Origin of the sequence: Roseibium album (assembly GCF_965233825.1) — a bacterium.
Lineage (GTDB): Bacteria > Pseudomonadota > Alphaproteobacteria > Rhizobiales > Stappiaceae > Roseibium > Roseibium album.
Genome location: NZ_OZ247583.1, coordinates 4,100,894 through 4,125,010, shown reverse-complemented (window position 1 = coordinate 4,125,010; position 24,117 = coordinate 4,100,894). Strand labels below are relative to the sequence as shown.

Here is a 24,117-nt window from a genome sequence, read left to right as displayed (position 1 = left end):
GGGGCAAAGAACAGAATATTCCATTTATAATTCATGCACTTAGAAGATTGCCGAAAGAGAGCGCCCCTGCTCCGGAGTATAGGCAACAACGAAGCTATTCGCGGCGATGGAAATATCTATTCCATTTGAACGGTTCCTGCGAAATGATGATTCCGAACCTTTCACAAGGATGTACCATGTCGATTCTGACAATAATGAAGGGGCAAATGGACAGCCTTACGGCTGCGGAGCGCGAGATTGCAAAGTTTGTTCTCGCCTCGCCTGACGAGATGATCCATCTTTCGTCCGCTGAACTGGCAGAACAGACCGGTCGCAGCCAGTCCAGTGTCGTCAAGTTCTGCCAGAAACTCGGCTGCCGTGGATATCAGGACTTCAAGGTCGCGGTGACAAAGGCCGCGTCGCAAACGTGGCAGGTGCCAGCGGGAGTAATTCACGGAACGATCGGCAGTGACGACCCGTTCGCGACCATACTCCAAAAGCTGCTCGGCTCTAAGATCCACGCCATGCAGCAAACGCTTTCAGTCAACAACGAGAAAACGTTGCGAGCAGCCCTGGACGCAATCCGCACAGCGCGGCGGATCCAGCTTGTCGGCGTCGGCGCCTCTTCGCTCGTAGCCCAGGACTTCGCCTACAAGCTCCAGAAAATCGGCTACATGGTGTTGTTCGACGCAGACAGCCACATCCAGATTGCCAATGCCGCAACGCTTGAAAAAGGCGATCTGTGTATCGCGCTTTCCTATTCGGGCGACACGCTTGAAAGCCGCCGCATTGCCGAGACAGCGCTCAAAAAGAACGCTACCGTGATTTCCGTAACCGGCGTTCAACCCAATCGCCTTGCCGACCTGTCGGAAATCCAGCTCTATATTGTCGCAGATGAGCATCAGGCCCGCAGTTCGGCAATCTTCACCCGTGACGCACAGCTCGCCCTCGCGGATCTCATGTTCATCCTGCTCATTCAGTCCGACAGCCGTGCCAACGGTCTCATCCATGCCGCGGAAGACGCTGTCTCCACTCTAAAAACCTAGGGGACCCGAGGAAACCCGGCCCGTCCAAAACTCTGCGTAGCCACTCGAAACCAGGTAACACAAATTGTTTTGTTTGCCTGCGCTTTGAGCGCGTACACACACATTCAGGGCAATTTCAACAGCTCACGTAAAACACGACTAATTCGCAGGGACCGGCTGGCGCATGGAACAAGAAATGAAGATCACGCTGACCCAACTTCGAACCTTTATTGCAGTTGCCCGCGAACGATCGTTCACGCGCGCTGCAGAACGCTTGTCGTCGTCGCAACCATCTGTAAGCGCAGCAATCAAACATCTGGAAGCGGAGTTGAAGCTTCGGCTCTTTGATCGCACTACAAAAGAACTCCACCTGACTGCGGAGGCCAAAGCGTTCCTGCCGACTATTGAAAGACTGAGTGACGACCTGGAGGCCTCTTTACAGGATTTGCGCGCAACGGCTGAACGTCGCAGAGGCAGGGTCGCAGTCGCCGTGTTGCCTTCCATTGCAACAAATGTGCTGCCGGCCACAATTTCTCAGTTTTCGGCTGCCTATCCAAACATCCGGATATCGCTGCGTGACGACAACACGGCGGCAATCTGGCAACAGGTGCGCAATGGCGAAGTGGACCTCGGCATCGCTGGACGTATTCAGGCTGAAGAAGGCCTTCATTTTGAGACCCTTATCAGGGATCCCTTCGGTGCCGTGATGCATCCCACCCACCCTCTGGCAGGCGAGACAGGACCAATCAGATGGAGCGAACTTGAGGGATACCCGTTTGTTTCATTCGGTGCCGATACAGGAATCAGGCCACTGCTCGATTCGATCGACCCGACCCCGAACAACATCTCGTCACCTTGGATTGAAGGCTCTAATATTGCAGCAGTTCTTGCCCTTTTGAAAGCCAACCTTGGGATTGCTGCTCTGCCGGAAATGGCAATGCGGTCCGATGGACGCGACCTGGTGTTCAGAACGCTTCTCGACCCGCCACTCTACCGCAAGATCGGTTTGGTCACCCGCGCAAACCGTGCTCTTTCGCCCGCTGCGCAGGGCTTTGTTGACAATATGCGGGAGGTGCTCAAACCCCAGTGGCTTCGATAGCCTATGGCTGTTCATTTATAATTTTTTCAAATAAATGGTGCTTTTCTATCAAAAAATCACATGAAAATGATTGCCACGCCGAACATCACGTAGTGTCCTCCGCCCATCATTGATGGGAGGAATTCATACAATGGCACTTACTACAATTAATCGACGTTCGATCCTTTCCACCGTTAGCGTCGCACTCGTCACATCAGTTCTGAGCATGGCAACGCCCGCAAGTGCCGATGATCCTGAATTTCTCAACATTGGTGGCGGTCCAAGTGGCGGCACCTTCAACGTTGTCGCCACCGGCCTTGGAAACCTGATGCGCGAAGCATTTCCTGACAGCGTTGTTGGCGTGCAACCAGGCGGTTCCGGCCCGAACCTGCTGCGCGTTTCCGCTGGCGAGGCTGATATCGGCCTGACGTCTGCCAGCAACGCGACCGATGCGTGGCACGCGCGGGACCCGGCAACCCCGGACAAGCCGATCAAGAATGTCCGCGGACTGATGACATTCTTTCCAAGTGCGATCCAGATCTGGGTGGACGCCGATTCCGACATTCACAGCATTGAAGATCTGAAGGGCAAACAAGTCAGCGCCGGTCAACCTGGCCAGACATCCTGGAATGCATTCAACAATCTGCTCGCCGTTCACGGCATGACGACGGATGATATCGAAGCTGATGGCGGTACCATGCACAAACTCAGCTGGAAGGAGTCCCAGAATGGACTTCGCAATGGCCAGCTTGATGCGGTTATGTGGGTAGCGCTTTACCCGCATTCGACGGTGCTTGCCACCGAAACGGCCCGCAAGATCAGGGTTCTTTCACTGGATGAAGCCAAACTTGACGAATACCTGGCAAAGCATGGTGGTGGCTTCCAGAAAGTAGAGCTCCCGGTTGGTCTGTATCAGGGGCAGTCAGCACCGGCAAATTCAGTTGGCACAAAAACCTTCCTGTTTGCTTCCGACAAGATGCCTGATGACGTTGCCTACAAGGTCACCTCGACAATCTGGGACAATCTCGACCGGTTCAAGCAGACCCATGCCCTGCTGAACTTCATCTCGGGTGAGACGGCAGGCCATGGAATGGCCGTACCTCTTCATCCCGGAGCCGCACAGTTCTACAAGGACAAGGGTATTGCGTTTGATGAGCCGGCCCTGAACTGATCCGCCCTGGGTACTTCACCACGTGTTTGAAACCCTGAATGAGAGACATCTCAGGCATGCGTCTTAAGTCCGAACAGGTCGCGGGTGCATTGGCAGTCGCCATGGCAGTGTTTCACCTTGCAGCGGCCTCTCCGTTTGTCCTGATGCCAAACATCATTCTGCGGGGCTGGCATCTGTTGTTCGCCTTGTTGATCGGGTATTTGATCTACAAATTTCCGATCAAACGCCTGCGCGGTCCGGTCGATGGTCTTTTCATTGCCCTGTCCGTGGTGTGTCTTGGCTATCTGATTTTCAACCACGCGGAAATTGTCGTCCGTCCTCCCTGGACCCTTGAGGCTTCGCCGTTCGAACTCTTCGTTGCTATTGGCACAGTTATAGCCGTGCTGGAGTTGACGCGGCGAAGCCTTGGGTTGACGATCTCAGCGCTGTGCGTCGTTTTCATCGTCTACGGGTTTGTCGGACCATACCTGCGATATGTAGACATGCTTCGTCCGCTCGCGCATGGCGGCGTCGGCATCAATGAATTTGTCGACCAGATGTATTTCAGCTTCGAGGGCATATTTGGTGTCGCGCTCGGTGTTTCGGCCGACTTCATATTCCTGTTTGTCGTGTTTGGTGCGTTGTTGCAGGTCATAGGTGGTGGCGACTTCTTCGTCAATGTCACACGTGCAGCCACAGGAGCAACGCGTGGCGGTCCCGCAAAAATGGCGGTCATGGCCAGCGCCCTGATGGGCACCATGTCCGGCAGCGCGGTTGCCAATGTCGCCACGACCGGTGCCATTACGATCCCGTTGATGAAAAAACTCGGATATCCCAAGGCATTTGCCGGTGCGGTTGAGGCCGTTGCCTCGACAGGCGGACAGATCACACCACCCATCATGGGCGCGGCAGCTTTTCTGATGGCGGCTATCCTGGGTATCAGCTACCAGGAAGTCATAACTGCCGCGGCGATCCCCGCCATTCTGTTCTTCTTGTCCCTGTTCATTGCCGTTCACTGGGAAGCTCTCAAGCAGGGCCTTCAACCCATGGAGCGCAGACAACGCGGTGCAACCTGGCGGGAATTCAAGGCCGGCTGGACATTCCTTCTGCCGCTTGTCGTCATCATGACGTTTCTTTTGCTTGGCTATACGCCCAGTCTTTGCGCCTTTTATGGTGTGATGGCAACACTGGCGACGCCGTTCCTGCGGCGTAGCACAATGGTATCACCGGCTGTTCTCGCCGAAGGGCTAAAACTGGGTGCAAAAGCGGCGGTGGTGGTGGCAATTGCCTGCGCCTCTGCCGGTATCATTGTCGGGATCGTGCAGATTTCAGGCCTCGGATTTCGTTTCAGCAGTCTGGTGATTTCATTTGCTGACGGCAATCTCTACCTGGCACTCGTGCTCGCGATGTTTGCGGCATTCGTCTTTGGCATGGGCATGCCGACGACACCTGCCTATATCATCCAGGCAACACTGGTGGCCCCTGCCCTTGTGGATCTGGGGGCGCAACCGCTGGCTGCTCACCTGTTTGTTTTTTATTATGCGGTCCTTGGCCAGATCACGCCTCCCGTAGCGGTCGCCGCATTTGCAGCAGCACCCATAGCAGGCACAAGCCCGACCTCGGTTGGATGGCGTGCCTTCCTGCTGGGTATCCCTGTCTATGTCATTCCGTTCCTGTTTGTTGCCAATCCTGAGCTCCTTGGCCAGGGAGACTGGTCGATGTTGTTTCTGGTTCTGGCGCGCTCTGCCTTGGCAATCATCTGCCTTGCGATGGCCGTGACAGGGTGGCTCTGCGGACGCCCTCTCAAGTGGACAGGTCGGACGCTTCTCGTTGGCGCGGCCGTGATGCTCGTGACACACGATCCGGCGTTCAATGCAGCGGCGATTGTGGTCATTGCGCTGGTAACTGGACTGCAAAGGCACCGGTTTGGACACAGATTGATTGGAAAAGTGGGCAATGAAGAATAACGACCAGCTGGTCCCCAATTCGTCAAAGACAACCGGTCCGGTGGCCTCCCGGCGTGAATGGAAACTACCGCCACCCGAACCGACTGTTTTTGCCTATGAACCGATCACCGTGCATGAACGCATTGCCTATATTGCAGGTCAGATCCCCAAACATCAGGGAAAACTTGCCTATTGTGGCCTGGTCGGAAGTGGCGTGTCGTTTGAAGAAGCAAAAGCGGCCGCGCAGATCTGCGCTGAACAGGCCCTTGCCTGGCTAAACAGGTCAGCGGGTGGCCTGGACAATATCGAACGCATATTGCGTCTCAAATGCTTTGTTGCTCATGCGGAGGGTTTTACGCAAATCTCCGAGGTCGCGGACGCAGCATCAATCTTGCTGGTAGAGTATTTTGGAGATGCGGGGCGTCATTCGCGATCTGTCATTGGTGTCAGAAGCTTACCCAGAAACGCACCTGTCCTGGTCGAAATCACTGCGGCGCTTTGCAGTGAACCGACATGACATGGGCCGTCACAGCGAAACGTCAGACACCAGATTGAATTCTTCGTCACCTGGATCGGCGCGCGATCAAAGCGGGGCAAGAAACTGTTTCAGCGCCGCACGCATGCCTGTTGTTTCAGCGTGTCCACCGTTCGGCTCGATAAAAGTTTTCAGGTCGCGGGCGTTCCGCGCGTAGGCGTCGGTCACGCGCGCGAACGCAGGTTCAAATGCGGCCTGCGGCGTCAGCGGATCCATGTAACCCGCCCCGATGAACTGCGGTCTTGGTGCAATGAGTGCTGCAACATCTCCCATATCGTAGTCCGGCAACAGACCGGGGACGGTCATGTAAATCCCATGAAGATCGTGCGCCCCGGTCCTGATCAACTCACCAATGCTGGAGAATGCGCACAGGTGTGAACATCTGGCGATGTCAGGATTTAGTGCTGCATGCCAATAGGAAAGCGTTGCTCCCATGGAAAAGCCAAAAGTGGCAACGCGGCCGCGTTCTATCCCCGGAAATGCAGACAGAGCAGAATATGCCCGATCCGTGTCGTCAAGCATGAGGCCCAGAAGCGGTCGACCGTGCCACAGCGCCTTTTTGCTGAGCTCAGACTCCGTTCCCTCAGATTGCCGGCGCCCAAAACCCGGCATCTCCGGGCAAAGCACCACGTATCCAAGGCTTGCAAGCCAAAGACCCACCGGCGGCTGCAACAGGCTCGGCCGTCCGTCAGACACTTCTGTCATGCCGATTTCGTATCGATTTCCATGAGCATGCCCATAAAGAACAGCCGCTCCGTTTCGACTATTCTCCGGTGGACACAGTACTCTGGCCGGCAAAGGGTCTTGGTCACATTCAATGACACCGTCAAAACAGTGAATGCCCGACTGCGTCCAATGACGGTGCTCTACCCATTTGCCCGGACGTTGCGCCCGGCAACCAGTCAAATTCCGGAGTTTTCGCCTGCTCAGTTTCATGGTGCAGCACAGTCTTTGCCAAAATCTGTATACTGGTATACTAGTATTAAAGGGAACAGGAACGCCACCCGTGCAGCACATGCGAAAATGGACTGAGCCGCAATATGCAGCCAAACTGCCGGATCGTCGGCAGCTGGAAGTCTTTGGTGTTGTCCAGGCATTTTACCACATTCCCGCCCCCGCAGCGGGGAGCAAGGACGATTTCCCGAGACGGCGAATTCAGAAATCGACCGAAAGCAACATTCCGCCCCGAAATGATGCCGAAACCACCGTACTCGACCCGGTGAACGTCGCGATTACGTCCTGCAAATCCGCATCAAGCGAGTGCACCGACACGGTCCGGGGCGCTCAATTGGGCGAATTCAGAACCAGGGCGTTCACGGCATGAAAGCTCTGACCCGCGATACGGAAGACCTGTTTTCCACTTGGCAAGTCAATCCGTCGCTGCCGATCGCCCCGCAAGCCTATGAATTCCTAAGGCAATGCATTGTTGACAACACATTGCCGCCCGGCGCTCCAATCAGCGAAGGCATTTTTGCGGCCCAGTTGAAAATAAGCCGAACTCCCTTGCGAACAGCCATGCAACAATTGGCGGGAGAAGGTTTGATCGTCACGCGGCCGCAGGTCGGTTCGGTGGTTGCAATGCTGGATACCGAGCGCCTTGAAGAAGCTGTTTTCATGCGCTCGGTTCTTGAGGAAGCCGTCGTGCGCCGGTTGGCCGAAAGAGGGCTTGACCGCCAGGTACTGGCAAAATCCTTTGCGGTCCAGAAGCTGGCGGCCGATGCCGATGATTATGCAACATTCTTTCAGGAAGATGAGCAGTTTCACGCGAAACTGGCTGTATTGGCGGGAGTGCCGAACACCTGGCGCCTCGTCCATTCGGTCAAGGGCCACGTCGACCGGCAACGTTTCCGCATGATGTCGGGCATTCCCTATCGGTCGATGCGGGCATATCGTGATCATCTGAAGATTGTCCGCCGCATTGCGGCGGGGGATGGAGACGGAGCCGCTCTGGAGATGCGCAAGCATGTGCACTCGGTTCTGGAACTGGTGCCGGACAACGGCACATTGCTGCAGCTGCAGGCACAATTGCCTGCCGATGATGGCTAGCAAAAGGTCGGGAGGAGTAACCATGACCAATCGAATGAAAACACTGCTTGGCACCAGCGTCCTGTCGCTGGTGCTTTTGACAGGCAACGCAATGGCGGAAGCCGATTTGCGCATGACCTGGTACAACGACGGCAATGAGAGTGAAGCCATGCAGGCTCTGCTCGACAAATTCGAGAAGCAAAATCCTGACATATCCGTCACGCTCGACGTTGTTCCCTACAAGGCCATTCTTGAAAGTCTGCCTGTGCAGCTTGCTGCTGGCGATGGGCCCGACATCGCCCGTGTGACCGACCTTGGTGGTCTGTCCAAGTATTATCTGGACATGACGCCGTACCTGGAAAACGCCGATTACTGGCGCGAAAATTTCGGTCCGTTCCTTAAATGGCTCGATCCGGACGGAGACCAGATCTCCGGCTTCATGACACAGCTGACCGTTACGGGCCCTTATGTAAACAAGACACTTTTTGAGCAAGCCGGTGTCGCAATGCCAGGAGAAGGTGCAACCTGGGACGACTGGGCCAAAGCCGTCAATGAAGTCGCCGCCAAGCTGGACATCCCCATTCCGATGGCATGGGACAGGTCGGGACACCGGGTATCGGGACCGGCGATCGCGATGGGCGCGAAAATGTTCGACGATGACGGCAACCCTGCACTTGTCGATGACGGTCTCAAGTCAATGGCAACCAAGCTGTACGACTGGCATCAGGACGGCACAATGGCGAAGGAACTGTGGGGGTCCGTGTCCGGGTCTACCTATCTTGGCGCCAACGAGGATTTCGCCAACGCACAGGTCGTGATGTACATGTCCGGTTCGTGGCAAATCCCGCAATTTGCCGACAAAATCGGTGACGCGTTTGACTGGTGGGCAGTCCCTGCGCCCTGCGGAACCGCTGCCTGTACAGGCATGCCCGGTGGTGCGGCCCTGGTTGCGATGAAGGACAGCGATCATCCGGAAGAGGTTGCCAAGCTGATGGACTTCCTTGCGCAGGAAGAAAACCTGGCGGAGTTTTACGGCAAGAACCTGTTTATTCCGGGTCATCTCGGGCTGGCGACAGGTGGTGTTGACTTTGCCACCGACGACCCGCGTGCCAAACATGCACTCGAAACATTCGCAAATGCCGTACCGGGCATTTCGCCGACCGCTTTCGACCTTCAGGGATACGCGAACAACCGCGTGATGTTCAACGCCCTGATTTCACGCCTCGGCGAGGCAATCGTCGGTGAGTTGACGCTGGACCAGGCATTTGACCGCATGACGCAGGATGTTGAAAAGCAGCTTGCCGAAAAAGAACGCGGCAACTGAGTGTTGTCCGTATCCCGGCCTTCTGGCCGGGATACATTCCTTTTTTGGCATTTTCCCGCCAGGTTGAACCATGTCTCCCAAACTCAGTAAAACGGCGTCAGAACAGCTTCAGGCCATTGCTGCCTGGCCGTTGCAGATGTTTTTCAGACTTCTCGACATCCCGCTTCGCGGGATACAGAAGATGGGCGGCATCGGGTCGATGCCATACGTATTTCTTCTTCCAAATCTCGCCTTTTTCGGGATGTTCGTGATCATCCCGCTATTCATCAACTTCGGTTTCTCGCTCACCGGCGGAACCAATCTGTTCCTGCAGGACCGCGTGTATGTCGGAGGCGAGCAATACTCGTTTCTGTTCAAATGCGAAAACTACATGGTGTCCGCAACCTGCCAGGAGGACCGCTTCTGGAAGGGCATCTTCAACACCGCGATTTTCGTCCTGTTTCAGGTAACATTCCTTGTCATATTCTCCCTGATCACAGCTATAATCCTTAATCGCAAGATCAGGGCGCGCGGCTTTTTCCGTGCTGTTTTCTTCTTTCCCGTGCTTCTGTCGCCGGTTGTCGTTGCGTTGATCTGGAAGTGGATTCTTCTACGTGACGGTATCCTGAACGCATTTCTGGTGTCGCTCGGTCTCGACAAAATACTGTTCTTCGTTTCGCCCGAATGGGCGATGTTCTGGGCAGTGTTCGTCTCGATCTGGGCACATATGGGTTTCTACACCCTCATTCTTCTTGCCGGGCTTCAGGCCATTCCGCCAGACCTTTACGAAGCAGCGGAAATGGACGGTACGTCGAAGGAAAGGGTCTTCTGGCGGATCACGCTGCCGCTTTTGTGGCCAAACATGCTTGTCGTTATTGTGTTGGCGCTGATCAAGGGTGTGCAGATCTTCGACGAGGTTTACGTACTTACGGGCGGCGGGCCCGGCACTGCCACACAATTCATCGTCCAGTACATCTACAACACCGGCTTTACAAATCAGGTTCAGAATTTTGGCCTTGCGTCCGCGTCGTCAGTCGTTCTGGGCGTGGTCTTGTTCGTCCTTACAATGCTGCAACTCGCTGCCACAAGGAGGCGCAACAATGGCTGACGCAACCGCTAATCGTCGGACGATCGGAACGTTGCTCACCGCGAGGCGCGGCAGGGGTAAGCTGCACTGGACGGACATATTCACCTACCTCTACCTGGCCTTTGGCATTCTCCTGATGTTCGGACCTGTCGTCTGGCTGGTTCTGTCCAGCTTCAAGACGCCCGCAGGTCTGCTGGAGTTTCCGCCGACACTTTTGCCATTGGGTCAGATCAGCACCGAGGTCGAGGGATATGACAAACCGCTGCCGATCTTCCGCGCAACGCTGGAAGACGGTACGGAAATGGAACTGGCGCAAGTCAGGCGCATCGGAATTGTCAGCCAGATGGTTGATCCCGCCAATCCAGACCAGACTTACAAAGTTCCGATTTCCAATCGCACACCTGTTCGCGAATTTCGCATTGCCAGCGAGAACTACACCGAGCCTCTGCGCAAATTCAATTTCGGCGGCTATCTGTGGAATTCCATCATCGTAACAGTGGTTGCAACCGCGATAACGCTGCTGATCAATTCCATGGCCGCCTACGGCTTGTCGATCTACGAATTCAAGGGGCGAAACGCGATCATGATCTTCGTGATCGGAACGCTGATGATCCCGATCACCGTGATCCTGGTTCCGGTTTACCTGGTGGTGACGTCACTCGACATGGTCAATTCACTGTGGGCCGTAATCTTGCCCGGAGCTGCCACTCCGACCGGGGTCTTTTTGTTGCGCCAGTACATGCTGACGCTGCCACGTGATCTTATCGAGGCTGCCCGCATGGACCGTGCGAGTGAATGGCAGATCTACTGGCGCGTCGTACTGCCCCTTGCCCTGCCCGCGATCGCGGTGCTGGCAATATTTTCCATCATGTGGCGTTGGAACGACTTTCTGTGGCCGCTGATCGTCTTGAACCGATCCGAAGTCTACACGTTGCAACTCGGGCTGAACGCCTTCCAGGGCGAGCTCGACGTGCAATGGCACTATATTCTGGCCATGACTGTCGTGACACTGATCCCGGTCGTGGTTGTGTTCGGATTTCTTCAACGGTTTATCACCACGGGTATTGCAAGCTCAGGAATGAAATGACGAAACCTCTTATTTTCCTCGACCCGCATCCACGTAATGAAATGATGGTTTACGATCAGGCGACAGAAGACACGCTGAACCAAATGGGCCGCGTGGTCGCCCATTTCGGCAGCCGGGCGCCTGACCACCTTGTTGACGACATCCTCTCAGAAGTCGAAATCATCATCGGTCAGACCGCCATGCCCAAGGAGCGGCTCGACCGAGCTCCCAGACTGCGTGGCATTCTTAACGTCAAGGCTAACTGGGAACCCAACATCGACTATGCCGAAGCCCACGCGCGCGGCATTCATGTCCTCTCGGCAGCTCCCTGCATGGCCCCGGCTGTGGCCGAATATTGCGTTGGTCAGGCGATCGTGCTGGCACGGGGTCTTCATACGTCCGATGGTTTCTTCCGTGATGGCAGCGAAGCCTATGGAATTGCCGGAAACGAGACTGCTTATTCGCTTTATGGCGCTGACGTGGCGCTTCTCGGCTACGGAAATCTCGGCCGGTCACTTGCACCGCTGCTGCAACCATTCGGCTGTCAGATCATGGTGCACGATCCCTGGCTTTCGGACAGCTACCTGCGCAACGAAGGTTTGGAACCCGTCTCGCTGGAACATCTGCTGACCCGACCCAAGTTCATTTTCCTGCTCGCGGGTGTGACATCGGAAAACGAGGGTTTTTTGAACCGGAGCAAACTTGAAAAGATCCGCCCGGATTCTTCCGTCATTTTGGCCAGTCGAGCCGAAATTGTCTCGTTCCCGGATTTTGTCGAACTGGCGGGCGAAGGACGATTCCGCGCTGCCGTCGATGTCTTTCCACAAGAGCCCGTCGCACCGGACGACCCCGTTCGAATGACACCGAAAGTGCTGTATTCCGCGCATCTGGCAGGCGGGATCCGACCGTCCTATGCGCGCATTCGTGAAGCCATGCTGGACGACGTGGGTCAGATTCTGAAGGGTCTCCCCCCACTTAGAATGCAACGCGCCGAACCCAGCCTGGCCGGCAAGATGCGCAGCCGGTAGCAAGAAGGATCGCGAATGACTCAGATTGATTTGAAAGCTGTGCGCAAGTCCTATGGCACTGTCGAGGTGATCCACGGAATCGATCTTTCCGTGAACTCTGGCGAATTCGTCGTCTTTGTAGGCCCTTCCGGATGTGGCAAGTCCACGCTCTTGCGTATCATCGCCGGACTGGAAGACATCACCAGCGGGACCGTCGAGATTGATCGGTCGGTGGTCAACACCATTCCAGCTTCGGACCGCGGTCTGGCAATGGTGTTCCAGTCCTATGCACTTTATCCGCACATGACGGTCTACAAGAACATGGCTTTCGGGTTGGAAAACTCGAAGATGCCAAAGGCCGAAATTGATACCAAGGTCCGCAAAGCCGCAGAAATGCTGCAGATAACAGACTATCTTGACCGCCGCCCCAAGGCACTTTCCGGCGGACAGCGTCAGAGGGTCGCGATCGGACGGGCAATCGTACGCGACCCGAAGGCATTTCTGTTTGATGAACCATTGTCGAACCTCGATGCCGAACTGCGCGTAACAATGCGCAAGGAACTGGCCGCGCTGCATGCCGAGATCGGCGGCACGATGATCTATGTCACCCACGATCAGACCGAGGCAATGACGCTTGCAGACAAGATTGTCGTCTTGCAAGGCGGTGTCGTGGAACAGGTCGGCAAGCCACTCGATTTGTACAACAATCCGCAAAACGCCTTTGTCGCCGGCTTTATCGGTTCGCCGCGCATGAACCTTGTCCAGGCAACCGCAGAGGAGGATGGTGAAGGCTTTGCGCTGGTGGCAAAAGGCACGCGTGTGTCGCTGCCGCCAATTCAGGGTATCAAGCCTGGAGATACGGTGACCTACGGTATCCGGCCGGAACATATACTGCTCACCGATGCCCCCAATTCCAGTGATGCAATCGCCGAGGTCTTTTTGTCCGAGCAACTTGGTGGGGAGACCTACCTCTATTGCAAAGTCGACGGGATCGAGCAGCTCACCATTCATCAACCAGGGCAGTTGCCGATCGAAAACGGCGAAACCCTTCACCTGCGCTTTGACAGGGCACAGATGCACCTGTTCGATGCCAACGGCAAGGTCATCACCAACGGGGTGCAGACGTGAAAAAGTTCGGCCTGGCGGTCATCGGTTGCGGCATGGGGGCGAAACCGCATGCAGGTGCTCTCAAGGAGCTGGCAGATGTCATTGACGTAAAGGGAATTTACGCCCGCAGTGAAGGAACGCGGGCGACATTCGCCAGTGAACACGGGTTCGCCGTTGCCGAGAGTGCCGAGAGACTGGCTGCCGATCCGTCTGTTGATGCCGCTCTCATCCTGACGCCTCCCAATGCGCGCGAGGACCTGGTTCGTCTGTTCGCGACCAACGGCAAACATGTTCTGTGTGAGAAACCCCTGGAGCGAAGCGAAGAGGCAGCTCGGCGAATTGTCGGGATCTGCGAGAGCAACGGCGTCAACCTGGGTGTTGTTTTGCAGCACCGATTTCGCCAGGCGAGCGAAAAGCTGGCGGGGTTGCTTGCCTCAGGAGCGTTGGGTGAAATCCGTGCCGTGCGTGTCGACGTGCCGTGGTGGCGCGATCAGAAATACTATGACGAGCCCGGACGTGGCACTTATGCGCGCGACGGCGGCGGCGTGCTTATCTCTCAGGCGATCCATACGCTCGACTTGATGCTGTCACTGACCGGTCCGGTAGTGGCGGTCCAGGCCCTCGCGGCAACGACACCTTTCCATGAGATGGAAGCAGAGGATTTTGTGGCGGGAGGACTGCAATTTGAATCTGGTGCGGTCGGGTCCCTGTTTGCAACAACAGCTGCCTTCCCCGGGGAAGCAGAATCCATCCGCCTCGATTGCGACAAGGGAAGCGTGCTCCTGAAGTCAGGAACCCTGACCATAGACTGGCGGTCGGGCGAACGTTCCGTATTCGGTGAGACAACGACGACCGGTGGCGGTGCGGACCCGATGGCGTTTCCCCATGAATGGCACCGTGATCTGATCGCCGACTTCGTCAAATCCGCACAGTCCGGGCAAAAACCGCGTGTGACCGGACGCGACGCATTGCAGGTTCATGCCCTTATCGCGGCTTTGGAAAAATCTTCGGCCGAACGCGCCTACGTCTCGCTCAATCATTCTTGAGGACAAAACTATGACCCCCCTGACACTCGGGGTGGTGGGCATCGACCACCGCCATATCTTCGGCCAGCTCTCGGGCATGATGGAACTGGGATGCACCTGCAAGGGCTGGTGGACCGAAGGAGAGCCTCAGCCAGTCGAAGGCTTTTTGAAACGATTTCCTGACGTGCCAAGGGTCGGGGATCTCCGCCTGCTTCTGGACGATCCCGAGATAGACATGATCCTGATCGCCGATGTTCCAGCGCGCCGGGCGGACCGCGCCATGGAAGCGATGCGATCGGGCAAGGATGTCATGCTGGACAAGCCGGGTTGCACAACCCTGGAGCAACTCGAAGACATCAAGGCCTGTGTCGCGGAAACTGGCCGGATATGGTCGATCGATTTTTCAGAACGCTTCGAGGTGCGTGCTGTCAGCAAAGCTGCCGAACTCGTCAGGGACGGTGCAATTGGGGAAGTCATACAGACGGTCGGTCTCGGTCCTCATCGGCTCAACCGGCCAACACGGCCGGACTGGTTCTTCGACGATCGGATGTATGGCGGGATTCTGACCGACATAGCATCTCACCAGATTGACCAGTTTCTGTTTTTCACAGGCTCACAGGACGCTGAAATCATCACGTCTTCAGTGGGTAACTTCGCCAATCCCGATGACCCGGGTTTGCAGGATTTCGGCGAGATCCTGCTTCGGTCCGGCAACCGGCAGGGCTACATCCGTGTCGACTGGTATACACCTGATGCGCTGCCGACATGGGGGGATGGCCGCCTGGTCATTTCAGGCACGGAAGGTCAGATCGAATTGCGCAAATATGTTGATATCGCTGGGCGGAGCGGCACGGATCATGTTTTCCTCGTCAACAAGGACCGCTGCGAATACATCGATGCGTCCGGAGAAGACCTCCCGTATTTCGCCAATCTCATCAACGATGTGAACACCCGCTCGGAAACCGCAATGTCGCAGGCGCATTGCTTCAAGGTGATGGAGCTGGCCTTGAAGGCGCAGGCAAAGGCCACTCGCCTGGGAACCCTGAAATGACCTTTCAGGTCGCCGTACTCGGCGCCGGGATCGGTGTTCAGCACATCAGTGGCTTGCTTCAACTTACGGACCGCTTCCAGGTTCGGACTGTTTGCGATCTAAACAAGGAACTGGCCGAAGCACAGGCCAACCGAACCGGTGCGAAGTTCTCGACATCCATCTCTGAAGTGCTCCGTGACCCGGAAATCGATATCGTGGACATCTGCTTGCCTCCTCGCCTGCATGTCCCGATCGCAATGGACGCCCTGGCAGCAGGAAAGCATGTCGTCGTTGAAAAACCTCTTGCCGGATCAGTTGCGGATGCCGATCGCCTATGTGAAGCGGAACGCAAGGCGGAAGGGAAGATCTTTCCGGTGTTTCAATACCGTTACGGTCGCGCGTTTCGTCAGCTCCAGGCATTGAAGGATGCCGGCCTGCTTGGCGCACCGCGTGTCGCCTCTCTGGAAACTCACTGGAACCGAAAAGCCGATTACTACGCTACACCCTGGCGTGGCACATTGGCTCATGAATTGGGTGGGGCAGTGTTAAGTCATGCCATCCATATCCACGATTTGATCTCGACCCAGTTCGGTCGCGCTGCCAATGTTTCCGCACTTCTCAACACATCCATCAACGCAATTGAAACAGAAGACTGCGCGGCAATTGCAATGCGCATGGAAACCGGCGCGCTCGTTACCTCCTCGGTCACGCTTGGTGCCGCTGATGATACCTCACGGCTCAAAATGGTGTTTCAGCATGCGACTGCGGAAAGCAAGCAGGAGCCATATGCACCCGGTGAGGCCAACTGGACATTTACCGCGCGTGATGCCGATCGACAGAATGAAATCGACAACGTTGTGCGGGCGACAAGCCAGTGCCGGGAGGGTTTTGCCGGTTATTTCGAGGCGATAGCCGATCATCTGGACGGCAGGCCCAGCCCCGTGGTGAATTTGTCTGATGGGCTGGCTGCGGTTGAACTGGCAGCGGCCATATACCTTGCCGATCGCACCGGTGAACGTGTGGTTCTGCCACTCGACCGTAGTTTGCCCATTTGTCGAGGATGGGGTGATCTGTCTCATGCCACCGTTTCGTCCTGACCGATAAGGTTTTGTTCGCTTCCGGTCCAATTGAATTCTGATCTGGAGGAGCCGGTTCGCCAATGCCCGATCAAGCGTGAAGCGCGTCGTGGCGGCGTGTTTTTTTCCATTGGCCGGCCGGATCTTGCGTGTCATACGGGATGCGAGGGTCCACTTCAGCGAAAAGTCGTCTCGGTACCCGGAACTGGCAAGACAGCAGCAAAACGTGTCTCGATCTGCCAGGCAAGGAACCCGGCCTCCTTTCAGGAGATATGCAAATCGTCCAAAGGTGAGCGCGCGCCTTTCGGACCAGGTAAATCGATCATTTTTGCACGCCCTGATGTCACTCTGTTTCCTTTGCAGCAGCAAGCCTGTATATTAGTATATTAAATTCAACGACAGACTAAGCCGTCAATGGCGACGCTGATGCAAAGCGGACCAAATGAACACTTCTGAGAACCTAAAACAGCGGATCGTCGGGCAGTCCATGACGGATCGTGTCTATGATGCAATCCTCGCGATGATCCTCCGGCTTGAGATCAAGCCACGCGAAAAATTATCCGAAGTACAGCTGTCGAAGGAACTTGGTGTTAGCAGAACGCCCGTCCGTGAAGCATTTCTTCGCCTGGAAAGCCTGGGGTTTCTCGACATCGTGCCACAGCGTGGAACAATCGTGGCGCCGATGCGGGATGCGGAGTTTCGCAAGTCGCAATTCATGCGGGAAGCGTTCGAACTGGCGCTGGTACGCAGGGCCATCGAGCTTGAGGACAATAGCGAACTTTGCATGGCGCTTGACCGCGAGCTAAAGCTGCAAACAGTCCACTCGGAGCTTGCTGACGAAAACTCGTTTTTCGAATCCGATGAAGCCTTTCACGAGGCCATTGCTGTTCATTGCGGGGTCGCGGAAATCTGGCCTGAAGTGCAACGTGTCAAGATGCACATGGACAGATTCAGATACGCGATCAGGTCACAGCGCGAAACATCAACGATCCTGGAGCAACATCGAAGAATTGCAGAAGCAATTTGCAATCGCAACGAAGCCGAGGCACTGGCGGCCATGACACTACATTTGCGCCGTGCCAATCACCTTATTGCAGATGCAGCGAAAGAACACCCGGAATATTTCGAGCTGTGACAATGGCTTGATCACGTATTTCTCTTCTTTTTATCAATAACTTATCGTTTGAGGCCCTCACAAAACCGGACGTGGGACAAGTGATCGCGCTCGGCACTTCGGCTGGATCACACTGGCGTTTTGGCGATATTGACACCGATTGATCGCCCAGGTCGCCCGGCCAATTGAAGGCTCTGCGCGTCACGTCTGAGCGGGCAAAGGCCAGGTCCTCGCATCGGTCGTCTTACCTCCCGTACCCAATTCAAGCACAATGCTAACAGTCAATCCGATCATCGCCGCCCGGGAAAGACTGAAAGCCATACCGGCCTGCACGCCACCCGCGCGTCGCGCAAGACGACACATCGATGATGCCCCCTCGCCTGCTTGAATCATACTGGGAATGAGTTGCCGGCTCTACTGCAACGCGCTTTCAAAAGGCAACGCCATGGCTCCTCTGAGGTCGGCAAACTATGTTTCAAGGAATATCCTGATCGCCTTGTATCGCGCATCGCTGATTTGCGCATCAACCCGTCCTTGGTTGCCGAACATATGAACTCAGCAACGGATCGCACCGACCATTGAACCGGGATCAGACAGAGGCGGCTGGAACCTTTCACTTGGCTTGCCGGCCGAGCGTCCAAATCCGTTGCGATCAAGTTTCCCCTCGACGGCATGGATACCGCCGCTTTCCAGCTGACAGGCAGCTGCACTGACTTTCATTCAGGTGGCGACGGAGAGAAAGACGAACCGCTCAGCGTGCGTTTCCACGCGTTGATGTTTCCTTACAACTCCGCTTGCCGACCACATAATTGTATATTACCATACAAGTAAGAAAAAGGCGTATTGAAAGCTTGAAAACTCGAAACCGGGAGGAAGTTTAGGATAATGACCAACATCAAGAAGCTATCAACCATGTGCGCCGCCGTTGCGGGACTGGTGTTAGGAACGACCGCGGCAATGGCAGATTCCAGCACACGGGTCGCGTTGGTTCCTGGCGGCCCGCATCCGTACTTTGCTGCCTGGGAGCTGGCAGGAAAAGACGCTGCCAAGGATTTTGGACTGGGAGCTGCAGACTACAAGGTTCCGCAAAAGTGGGAATTGAGCCTGCAGAACCAGATGCTCGAAAGCCTCGTGACCCAGGGTTACAATGCTTTCCTCGTCTTTCCAGGTGACCCGGTTGGTACAGTCGCGATTGCCGATGAGCTTGCTGCGACAGGTGCCCCGGTTATGGCACTGGCGGGATGTCTGAAAGATCCCTCCCAAGCCGTTTTCTGCATGGGAACGGATACCGGCAATTCAGCTTATCTGGGGACACAGGAACTTTTGAAGGTTCTTCCCAAGGGCGCGAAAATCGCTCATTTCACAGGTTTTCTGGTCGACCCCAACACACAGCTGAGGATTGACGCTGTCGAAAAAGCTGCCTCCGAAGGAGGAGCCGAAGTGGTCCAGGTGATCGCAGATATCGACGCACCCGAGCCTGCAGAAGAAAAGATCAACGCCTATCTTGCGGCACATGCAGATGACGTTGACGGTATCATCACGACTGCCTGGGTTCCTGCGGTCGTCGCATCAAACGCGCTGCGAAAGATTGGTGACAAGCGCATCAAGATGGTGGGCATCGACCATGATGAGGTTGTCCTGGGCGCCATCAAGGACGGCTATGTCCATGGAACAATGCTTCAGAATCCATACGGCCAGGGCTATCTGGGTTCCTACGCAGCCGATCGCCTGCGTTCCGGCTGCACTGTGAAGGATGATGCTCCGTTCAAGTCGATCGCGTTGACCGACAAGTTTATCGACAGCGGAACCGTATTTGCAGGTGCTGATGCGGTCGACAACTACGTCAGTTCGATGCAGAACATCACCAAAGAGATCTTTGATGGTTTCGAAGACACCTACCTGAATTGCGGCTGACAGCTGTCTTGGAGGAGCGACACCGCTCCTCCATCTTTCCTGCACGGCAATCGGTAGTCGACAATGTCCCAGATCGAAAACGAAAATAAGACCGGGTCCTCGGCCATACCCAAACAGGGACGCCGTTTCGACCCGATCCAACGCTTCCTCTTGAGCAATGAATTCGGGCTGATCGTCCTCATCGTTGTCTTTGCGATCATCTTCTCAACCGTTTCCCCGATGTTTCTTTCGAAGTTCAGCCTTTACGCTCTGGGCAGGACATCGGCTGTCAATATCATGATCGGCTTCTCGATGATGATCGTTATTGTCACCGGCGGTCTGAACCTCGCTGTAGGGGCGATTGGCGTGTGCGCGGCCATGGCAGGCGGCTGGTTGATGCAGGCAGTTGGCCTGCACTGGCTTCCTGCCTTGATGGGCGGGCTGGCAATTGGCGGGCTCCTCGGTGCAGTCAATGGTGTGCTGATCGTTCGAAGCGGCCTGCACAGCTTTGTCATAACGCTCGCCACCATGAGCATCATGTTCGGTGTCATGATCTTTCTGACCCAGGCAGAATCGTATCGCGAGATTTCTCCCGCCTTTACCGCATTTGGCCGGATGAAGCTCTGGGGTGTCATCCCGCCGATGCTGCTGGTTACGATCGGTATCGGCATCTTGCTCTGGGTGCTGTTCGTCTATAGTTCGCTCGGCCGGCAAATCCTTGCAGCCGGCGCAAGTCCAGCTGCGGCTGAATTGTCGGGGATCCATGTCGACAGGATGATCGTCTGGTGCCACGGCCTGTCGGGTGTTCTTGCCGGCGTTGCCGGTTTCATGCTGGTTTCGCGAACCGGCGCGGCAATTCCTTCCATGGCGGGTCAACTTGGCCAGGACTGGCTTTTGCCTGCATTCCTGGCTCCTGTGCTCGGGGGAACCCTTTTGACCGGAGGAAGAGTTTCAGTTCTCGGGACACTTCTCGGCGGTTTTCTCGTGACAATGCTGACCAGCGGACTGCTGCTGATGCAGGTGGGCGCCTTTTGGATGCAAACCTATCTCGGTCTTTTGCTGCTCCTGGCAGTTCTTCTTGATCTTGCCCGTCGCTCTTATCTGTCGAGGAACAAGCTGGTATGAAGCGAGAGTTTTTGAAGCAGGACTGGTTCGGCCCCTTCATTGTCACCTTGTTGGCGATTGTAATTGTCGGTGCACTGAAGCCCTCGTTCCTGTCGCCGTTCAACATTCAGATCCTTTTGCTCGCCATCTCGGTCAACGCGCTGGTGGCCTTTTCCCAGATGGTCATCATCGCGATCGGCCAAATGAATCTTTCGGTCGGAGCAATCGGTGGGCTTGCCGCGATTTCGTTTGCCGGAATGATGGAAATATGGGGACTGCCCTGGCCGCTCGCCGCAGTCTTGTCGCTCGGAATAGGCCTGTTCGCAGGACTGACGAACGGATTGCTCTGTGCCTATACGGGTATTTCGGCCTTTGTCATCACGCTGGCAACCTTGTCTGTTTTCAAGGGCATAAATCTCGGCATCACCGAAGCGCAGCCATTTTATGATGTTCCGGAAGTCGTCAAATGGCTTGGCAATGCAACAATGGTTGGACCGATCCCCTGGCTTGTCGTTCCATTCGCGCTGTCCGCAATCGCACTATGGTACCTGTTGTTCCGACTGCCACTCGGGCGTTCGGTGCTCGCAGTGGGTGGCAACACCCATGCGGCGGAGTTGTCAGGCATCTCGGTGCCCTGGATTGTTGTCTTTGCTCACTCGGCATCAGGTCTTCTTGCTGCGTTGGCAGGTATAATGCTGGTTGCCCGGCTACAACTGGGACAGCCAAGTATCGGTGACGATTGGCTGATCCTGAGCTTTGCCGCACCGATAATCGGTGGCGCGATCCTGACCGGCGGCCGCGTGAGCGTCGGTGGCACCTGTTGCGGTGTCGCCATCGTGGCAATCATCACCCAGGTTCTGGTGCTGTTCAACATCGACCCGTTCCTGGTGCAGGTCGTCCTGGGTGGATTGATCCTCTGGGCAGTCAGTGTGAACCGTATCCGTGAAGTCAGGGAGCAGCGCAAGGCTGCTGCTGGTGCGTCATGAGCAACCCTGTATTCGAAGCCACCGACGTCACGAAAGTCTTTCCGGGCGTGCTCGCTCTCGACAAGGTGGGCTTATCGTTGTCGCCAGGATCAATTCATGCGCTTCTTGGTGAAAACGGGGCCGGAAAATCCACACTGATCAAGATCATGACCGGCGTGCATAGACCTGACGGCGGGTTGATGTCGCTCGACGGGAAACCGTTTTCACCCCATACACCTCGCGACGCAATTTCAAGCGGGGTTGGTGTCGTCCACCAGGAACGGAACCTGATCCCGCAGTTCTCCATTGCTGAAAACATATTCCTGGAACGGCTGAGTACCACGCCATTCAAGAAAATCGACTACCCAAACTTGTATGCTGAAGCCCAGAAGTGGCTCGACCTCCTGGAAATCGATGCCAGGCCCGAGACACAGGTTGACAAGCTCAACGTAGCCAGAATGCAGTTGGTCGAAATTGCAAAGGCATTGTCACTGGACACCCGTATTCTCTTGCTCGACGAACCGACAGCGTCACTGACCCAGCACGAAACGGAGACATTGTTCGGTATCCTGAACCGGTTGCGGCAGGACGGTGCGAGCCTTGTATTCGTCAGCCACAAGCTTGAGGAAGTCCAGGAAATCTGTGACCGGGTAACAGTCTTGCGCGACGGTCACAACGCCTGCGAAAGCCGATCCCTGACGGGACTGGACCGACAAGATATCGTTCGCCTCATGATCGGGAGAAGCGAGCAGATTCCGCAATGGAGCCAACGTGACAACTCCGGCCACGATGTAGCGCTCAATGTCCAGAATGTTGCGACCCAGGATGGACATCGCAACGTAAGTTTCCAGCTTCGCAAGGGGGAAGTTCTGGGCCTTTACGGTCTTGTCGGCTCAGGACGGACAGAACTTGCCAAAGCGCTGATCGGGGCCGGCAAGGTTACGTCCGGCGATATCCTGATCAATGGCGAGAAAGCCTCGATAGGCTCTGTAGCTGACGCTCTTCACAACTACAGTATCGGATATGTCAGTGAAGATCGCAAAGGAGAAGGATTGATCCTGATCCATTCGATCCTGGAAAATGCCGGTATCACCGTCTGGAAACGATTGATGAATGCGATCGGGCTCGTGACGGATGGAAAGGTTGAGAGTGCTGTCGATCCCGTACTCAAGAAGCTTGAAGTGCGAACGCCGTCCTTGCGACAGATAGTCGGCAATCTCTCAGGTGGCAATCAGCAAAAGGTCAGTGTCGCCAAATGGTTGGCTGCAAACGTCAAAATCCTGATCGTGGACGAACCAACTGTTGGCGTTGATATCAAGACAAAAGCCTACGTCCACGAATTGATCCGGGAACTTTCCGACGCAGGCACTTCAATATTGCTTATCACGAGCGACATGCCGGAAATGGTCACGGTCGCCGACCGAATTCTCGTCATGGATGAGTTCGAGTTGCGTGGCGAAATCGTGAATGATCGCAATTACGACGCCGTCAGCGAGCGCATCATGCATCATATTCATGGTTCCACAGAGGAGGCTGCCGAATGAACCGTCTCATCGACACGCATCATCATCTCTGGGATACAGCAAAAACGGACTATCCCTGGATGACGGCAGAACTTGATGCCATCCGTCGTCGGTTCGACACGGACGACCTGCTCGCGGTAACCGGTCCGGCTGGCGTGACAGGCACCATTCTGGTGCAGACCCGGAGCAGTTTCGAAGAATCCCAGGAATTTCTGGCAGTTGCAGCGGATACAGACCTGATCCTCGGAGTCGTGGCTTGGGTCGATTTGAGCTCACCCGATGTTTTCGAACGGATCACGACCTTGAAATCGGGAAAGGGTGGAACCTATCTCGTTGGCATTCGTCATCAGGTTCACGATGAGGAAGACGAGAACTGGCTGTTGCGGGAGGACGTTCAACGCGGACTGTCCGCCATTCATGCCCAAGAACTTGCCTATGACCTGTTACTGCGTCCACGTGAGTTACCGGCAGCCATCAGTGCGGTACGGAACCTGCCGGACATGCATTGGGTGCTGGATCACATAGCCAAACCGGAAATCGCGAAGGGTGGCTGGCAGCCTTGGGCAGATCACATCGAAGACCTTGCAAAAGCATCACCGACCTGTTGGGTCAAACTGTCAGGTATGGCGACCGAGGCAGACTGGAATGCATGGACCATCGATGATCTGAGACCCTATGCAAACCACATCATAAAGTCATTCGGACCGCAACGATGCATGCTCGGTTCGGATTGGCCCGTCTGCCTTCTTGCTGCGCCATACCGAAGAATTATGGACACGGCACGGGACTTGATCACGAACCTTCCCGCTGATCAGCAGGCGGACATTTCGTTCAGAAACGCAATAGAAGCTTATCGGCTGGGACCTGATGCGAGGAACTGAAAGCGTGAACCGTGATGCGCAGTCATGCAAGACCCTGCGAGCGCTGCAACCTCCGGCAACCGGCGTTTTGCACATTGCTCCTGTCGCGCTACATCACGCACACCGGACAGCTGGATGCAGCTATTCACATGCAGTCAGATCGTGGCCAAGTCAATGTCCGAGACGGATGTTTGGGATCATCGCGCCATTGTGCCTTCA

Annotated in this window: 22 protein-coding genes and 1 pseudogene; 21 read left to right on the top strand and 2 right to left on the bottom strand. The window is 55.7% G+C overall.

Going from position 1 to position 24,117, the window contains the following annotated elements:
- Positions 1-176 precede the first annotated feature (176 nt).
- The 5 genes from ACO6TI_RS18835 to ACO6TI_RS18815 all read left to right on the top strand — a co-directional run bounded on the left by ACO6TI_RS18835 (position 177) and on the right by ACO6TI_RS18815 (position 5,695).
- Positions 177-1,025 (top strand): MurR/RpiR family transcriptional regulator, encoded by an 849-nt coding sequence (locus ACO6TI_RS18835; protein WP_055118980.1) that lies wholly within the window; start codon positions 177-179, stop codon positions 1,023-1,025.
- A 163-nt stretch (positions 1,026-1,188) separates the two neighbouring features.
- A complete protein-coding gene (locus ACO6TI_RS18830) occupies positions 1,189-2,103 on the top strand; it encodes a LysR family transcriptional regulator (RefSeq protein WP_422383078.1) in 915 nt (304 codons plus the stop codon).
- Between the two features lie 130 nt (positions 2,104-2,233).
- A complete protein-coding gene (locus tag ACO6TI_RS18825) occupies positions 2,234-3,253 on the top strand; it encodes a TAXI family TRAP transporter solute-binding subunit (RefSeq protein ID WP_422383077.1) in 1,020 nt (339 codons plus the stop codon).
- A 38-nt stretch (positions 3,254-3,291) separates the two neighbouring features.
- Positions 3,292-5,199 (top strand): TRAP transporter permease, encoded by a 1,908-nt coding sequence (locus ACO6TI_RS18820; RefSeq protein WP_422383076.1) that lies wholly within the window; start codon positions 3,292-3,294, stop codon positions 5,197-5,199.
- Positions 5,189-5,695 (top strand): RidA family protein, encoded by a 507-nt coding sequence (locus ACO6TI_RS18815; RefSeq protein ID WP_055118368.1) that lies wholly within the window; start codon positions 5,189-5,191, stop codon positions 5,693-5,695. The genes ACO6TI_RS18820 and ACO6TI_RS18815 overlap by 11 nt, the downstream gene beginning before the upstream one ends.
- Before the next feature lie 66 nt (positions 5,696-5,761).
- On the opposite strand, the gene ACO6TI_RS18810 is transcribed toward ACO6TI_RS18815, so the two are convergent.
- Positions 5,762-6,418 (bottom strand): dienelactone hydrolase family protein, encoded by a 657-nt coding sequence (locus tag ACO6TI_RS18810; protein ID WP_422383075.1) that lies wholly within the window; start codon positions 6,416-6,418, stop codon positions 5,762-5,764.
- A gap of 310 nt (positions 6,419-6,728) precedes the next feature.
- Here ACO6TI_RS18810 and ACO6TI_RS18805 point away from each other — a divergent pair, with 310 nt between their 5' ends.
- The 11 genes from ACO6TI_RS18805 to ACO6TI_RS18755 all read left to right on the top strand — a co-directional run bounded on the left by ACO6TI_RS18805 (position 6,729) and on the right by ACO6TI_RS18755 (position 17,574).
- Entirely contained in the window at positions 6,729-7,037 is a 309-nt protein-coding gene (locus ACO6TI_RS18805; protein ID WP_422383074.1) for a hypothetical protein, read from the top strand.
- On the top strand, positions 7,034-7,759 hold the full coding sequence (locus ACO6TI_RS18800; RefSeq protein ID WP_055118374.1) for a GntR family transcriptional regulator: 726 nt from the start codon (positions 7,034-7,036) through the stop codon (positions 7,757-7,759). Before ACO6TI_RS18805 ends, ACO6TI_RS18800 begins: the two co-directional genes overlap by 4 nt.
- A gap of 22 nt (positions 7,760-7,781) precedes the next feature.
- The gene (locus ACO6TI_RS18795) at positions 7,782-9,062 is read left to right on the top strand and encodes an ABC transporter substrate-binding protein (RefSeq protein ID WP_422383073.1); all 1,281 of its coding nucleotides are present in this window, start codon (positions 7,782-7,784) and stop codon (positions 9,060-9,062) included.
- Between the two features lie 70 nt (positions 9,063-9,132).
- Positions 9,133-10,149: a carbohydrate ABC transporter permease gene (locus ACO6TI_RS18790; RefSeq protein ID WP_422383072.1), complete on the top strand. Its 1,017-nt coding sequence runs from the start codon at positions 9,133-9,135 to the stop codon at positions 10,147-10,149.
- Positions 10,142-11,215 (top strand): carbohydrate ABC transporter permease, encoded by a 1,074-nt coding sequence (locus ACO6TI_RS18785; protein WP_422383071.1) that lies wholly within the window; start codon positions 10,142-10,144, stop codon positions 11,213-11,215. The genes ACO6TI_RS18790 and ACO6TI_RS18785 overlap by 8 nt, the downstream gene beginning before the upstream one ends.
- Positions 11,212-12,222: an NAD(P)-dependent oxidoreductase gene (locus ACO6TI_RS18780; RefSeq protein WP_422383070.1), complete on the top strand. Its 1,011-nt coding sequence runs from the start codon at positions 11,212-11,214 to the stop codon at positions 12,220-12,222. Before ACO6TI_RS18785 ends, ACO6TI_RS18780 begins: the two co-directional genes overlap by 4 nt.
- A gap of 15 nt (positions 12,223-12,237) precedes the next feature.
- Positions 12,238-13,329 (top strand): ABC transporter ATP-binding protein, encoded by a 1,092-nt coding sequence (locus ACO6TI_RS18775; protein ID WP_422383069.1) that lies wholly within the window; start codon positions 12,238-12,240, stop codon positions 13,327-13,329.
- Positions 13,326-14,354, top strand: coding sequence for a Gfo/Idh/MocA family protein (locus ACO6TI_RS18770; RefSeq protein ID WP_422383068.1), 1,029 nt, complete (start codon positions 13,326-13,328; stop codon positions 14,352-14,354). The genes ACO6TI_RS18775 and ACO6TI_RS18770 overlap by 4 nt, the downstream gene beginning before the upstream one ends.
- A gap of 10 nt (positions 14,355-14,364) precedes the next feature.
- Complete coding sequence (locus tag ACO6TI_RS18765) at positions 14,365-15,384, top strand: Gfo/Idh/MocA family protein (protein WP_422383067.1); 1,020 nt, start codon at positions 14,365-14,367, stop codon at positions 15,382-15,384.
- Entirely contained in the window at positions 15,381-16,460 is a 1,080-nt protein-coding gene (locus ACO6TI_RS18760) for a Gfo/Idh/MocA family protein (protein ID WP_422383066.1), read from the top strand. Before ACO6TI_RS18765 ends, ACO6TI_RS18760 begins: the two co-directional genes overlap by 4 nt.
- Before the next feature lie 421 nt (positions 16,461-16,881).
- Positions 16,882-17,574, top strand: a complete 693-nt coding sequence (locus ACO6TI_RS18755; RefSeq protein ID WP_035898330.1) for a GntR family transcriptional regulator — start codon at positions 16,882-16,884, stop codon at positions 17,572-17,574.
- Positions 17,575-18,205: 631 nt separating this feature from the next.
- On the opposite strand, the pseudogene ACO6TI_RS18750 reads toward ACO6TI_RS18755, so the two are convergent.
- A pseudogene (locus ACO6TI_RS18750) lies at positions 18,206-18,289 on the bottom strand (hypothetical protein); the annotation flags it as partial.
- Between the two features lie 149 nt (positions 18,290-18,438).
- Between ACO6TI_RS18750 and ACO6TI_RS18745 the strand changes: the two are divergent.
- The 5 genes from ACO6TI_RS18745 (at position 18,439) to ACO6TI_RS18725 (ending at position 23,919) form a co-directional block, all read left to right on the top strand.
- Positions 18,439-19,467 (top strand): sugar ABC transporter substrate-binding protein, encoded by a 1,029-nt coding sequence (locus ACO6TI_RS18745; RefSeq protein ID WP_196879396.1) that lies wholly within the window; start codon positions 18,439-18,441, stop codon positions 19,465-19,467.
- A gap of 63 nt (positions 19,468-19,530) precedes the next feature.
- Positions 19,531-20,571 carry an ABC transporter permease gene (locus ACO6TI_RS18740; protein ID WP_082442833.1) on the top strand — a complete coding sequence of 347 codons (1,041 nt, stop codon included), beginning with the start codon at positions 19,531-19,533 and terminating at the stop codon, positions 20,569-20,571.
- Positions 20,568-21,536: an ABC transporter permease gene (locus ACO6TI_RS18735; RefSeq protein ID WP_422383065.1), complete on the top strand. Its 969-nt coding sequence runs from the start codon at positions 20,568-20,570 to the stop codon at positions 21,534-21,536. The genes ACO6TI_RS18740 and ACO6TI_RS18735 overlap by 4 nt, the downstream gene beginning before the upstream one ends.
- The gene (locus tag ACO6TI_RS18730) at positions 21,533-23,059 is read left to right on the top strand and encodes a sugar ABC transporter ATP-binding protein (protein WP_422383064.1); all 1,527 of its coding nucleotides are present in this window, start codon (positions 21,533-21,535) and stop codon (positions 23,057-23,059) included. Before ACO6TI_RS18735 ends, ACO6TI_RS18730 begins: the two co-directional genes overlap by 4 nt.
- Entirely contained in the window at positions 23,056-23,919 is an 864-nt protein-coding gene (locus ACO6TI_RS18725; protein ID WP_422383063.1) for an amidohydrolase family protein, read from the top strand. The genes ACO6TI_RS18730 and ACO6TI_RS18725 overlap by 4 nt, the downstream gene beginning before the upstream one ends.
- Positions 23,920-24,117: the final 198 nt, after the last annotated feature.

Excerpts from the sequence above, each read along its gene's own strand:
- ACO6TI_RS18835 (WP_055118980.1), top strand. The coding sequence starts at position 177 with ATGTCGATTCTGACAATAATGAAGGGGCAAATGGACAGCCTTACGGCT.
- ACO6TI_RS18830 (WP_422383078.1), top strand. The coding sequence starts at position 1,189 with ATGGAACAAGAAATGAAGATCACGCTGACCCAACTTCGAACCTTTATT.
- ACO6TI_RS18825 (WP_422383077.1), top strand. The coding sequence starts at position 2,234 with ATGGCACTTACTACAATTAATCGACGTTCGATCCTTTCCACCGTTAGC.
- ACO6TI_RS18820 (WP_422383076.1), top strand. The coding sequence starts at position 3,292 with ATGAGAGACATCTCAGGCATGCGTCTTAAGTCCGAACAGGTCGCGGGT.
- ACO6TI_RS18815 (WP_055118368.1), top strand. The coding sequence starts at position 5,189 with ATGAAGAATAACGACCAGCTGGTCCCCAATTCGTCAAAGACAACCGGT.
- ACO6TI_RS18810 (WP_422383075.1), bottom strand. The coding sequence starts at position 6,418 with ATGACAGAAGTGTCTGACGGACGGCCGAGCCTGTTGCAGCCGCCGGTG.
- ACO6TI_RS18805 (WP_422383074.1), top strand. The coding sequence starts at position 6,729 with ATGCGAAAATGGACTGAGCCGCAATATGCAGCCAAACTGCCGGATCGT.
- ACO6TI_RS18800 (WP_055118374.1), top strand. The coding sequence starts at position 7,034 with ATGAAAGCTCTGACCCGCGATACGGAAGACCTGTTTTCCACTTGGCAA.
- ACO6TI_RS18795 (WP_422383073.1), top strand. The coding sequence starts at position 7,782 with ATGACCAATCGAATGAAAACACTGCTTGGCACCAGCGTCCTGTCGCTG.
- ACO6TI_RS18790 (WP_422383072.1), top strand. The coding sequence starts at position 9,133 with ATGTCTCCCAAACTCAGTAAAACGGCGTCAGAACAGCTTCAGGCCATT.
- ACO6TI_RS18785 (WP_422383071.1), top strand. The coding sequence starts at position 10,142 with ATGGCTGACGCAACCGCTAATCGTCGGACGATCGGAACGTTGCTCACC.
- ACO6TI_RS18780 (WP_422383070.1), top strand. The coding sequence starts at position 11,212 with ATGACGAAACCTCTTATTTTCCTCGACCCGCATCCACGTAATGAAATG.
- ACO6TI_RS18775 (WP_422383069.1), top strand. The coding sequence starts at position 12,238 with ATGACTCAGATTGATTTGAAAGCTGTGCGCAAGTCCTATGGCACTGTC.
- ACO6TI_RS18765 (WP_422383067.1), top strand. The coding sequence starts at position 14,365 with ATGACCCCCCTGACACTCGGGGTGGTGGGCATCGACCACCGCCATATC.
- ACO6TI_RS18760 (WP_422383066.1), top strand. The coding sequence starts at position 15,381 with ATGACCTTTCAGGTCGCCGTACTCGGCGCCGGGATCGGTGTTCAGCAC.
- ACO6TI_RS18755 (WP_035898330.1), top strand. The coding sequence starts at position 16,882 with ATGAACACTTCTGAGAACCTAAAACAGCGGATCGTCGGGCAGTCCATG.
- ACO6TI_RS18745 (WP_196879396.1), top strand. The coding sequence starts at position 18,439 with ATGACCAACATCAAGAAGCTATCAACCATGTGCGCCGCCGTTGCGGGA.
- ACO6TI_RS18740 (WP_082442833.1), top strand. The coding sequence starts at position 19,531 with ATGTCCCAGATCGAAAACGAAAATAAGACCGGGTCCTCGGCCATACCC.
- ACO6TI_RS18735 (WP_422383065.1), top strand. The coding sequence starts at position 20,568 with ATGAAGCGAGAGTTTTTGAAGCAGGACTGGTTCGGCCCCTTCATTGTC.
- ACO6TI_RS18730 (WP_422383064.1), top strand. The coding sequence starts at position 21,533 with ATGAGCAACCCTGTATTCGAAGCCACCGACGTCACGAAAGTCTTTCCG.
- ACO6TI_RS18725 (WP_422383063.1), top strand. The coding sequence starts at position 23,056 with ATGAACCGTCTCATCGACACGCATCATCATCTCTGGGATACAGCAAAA.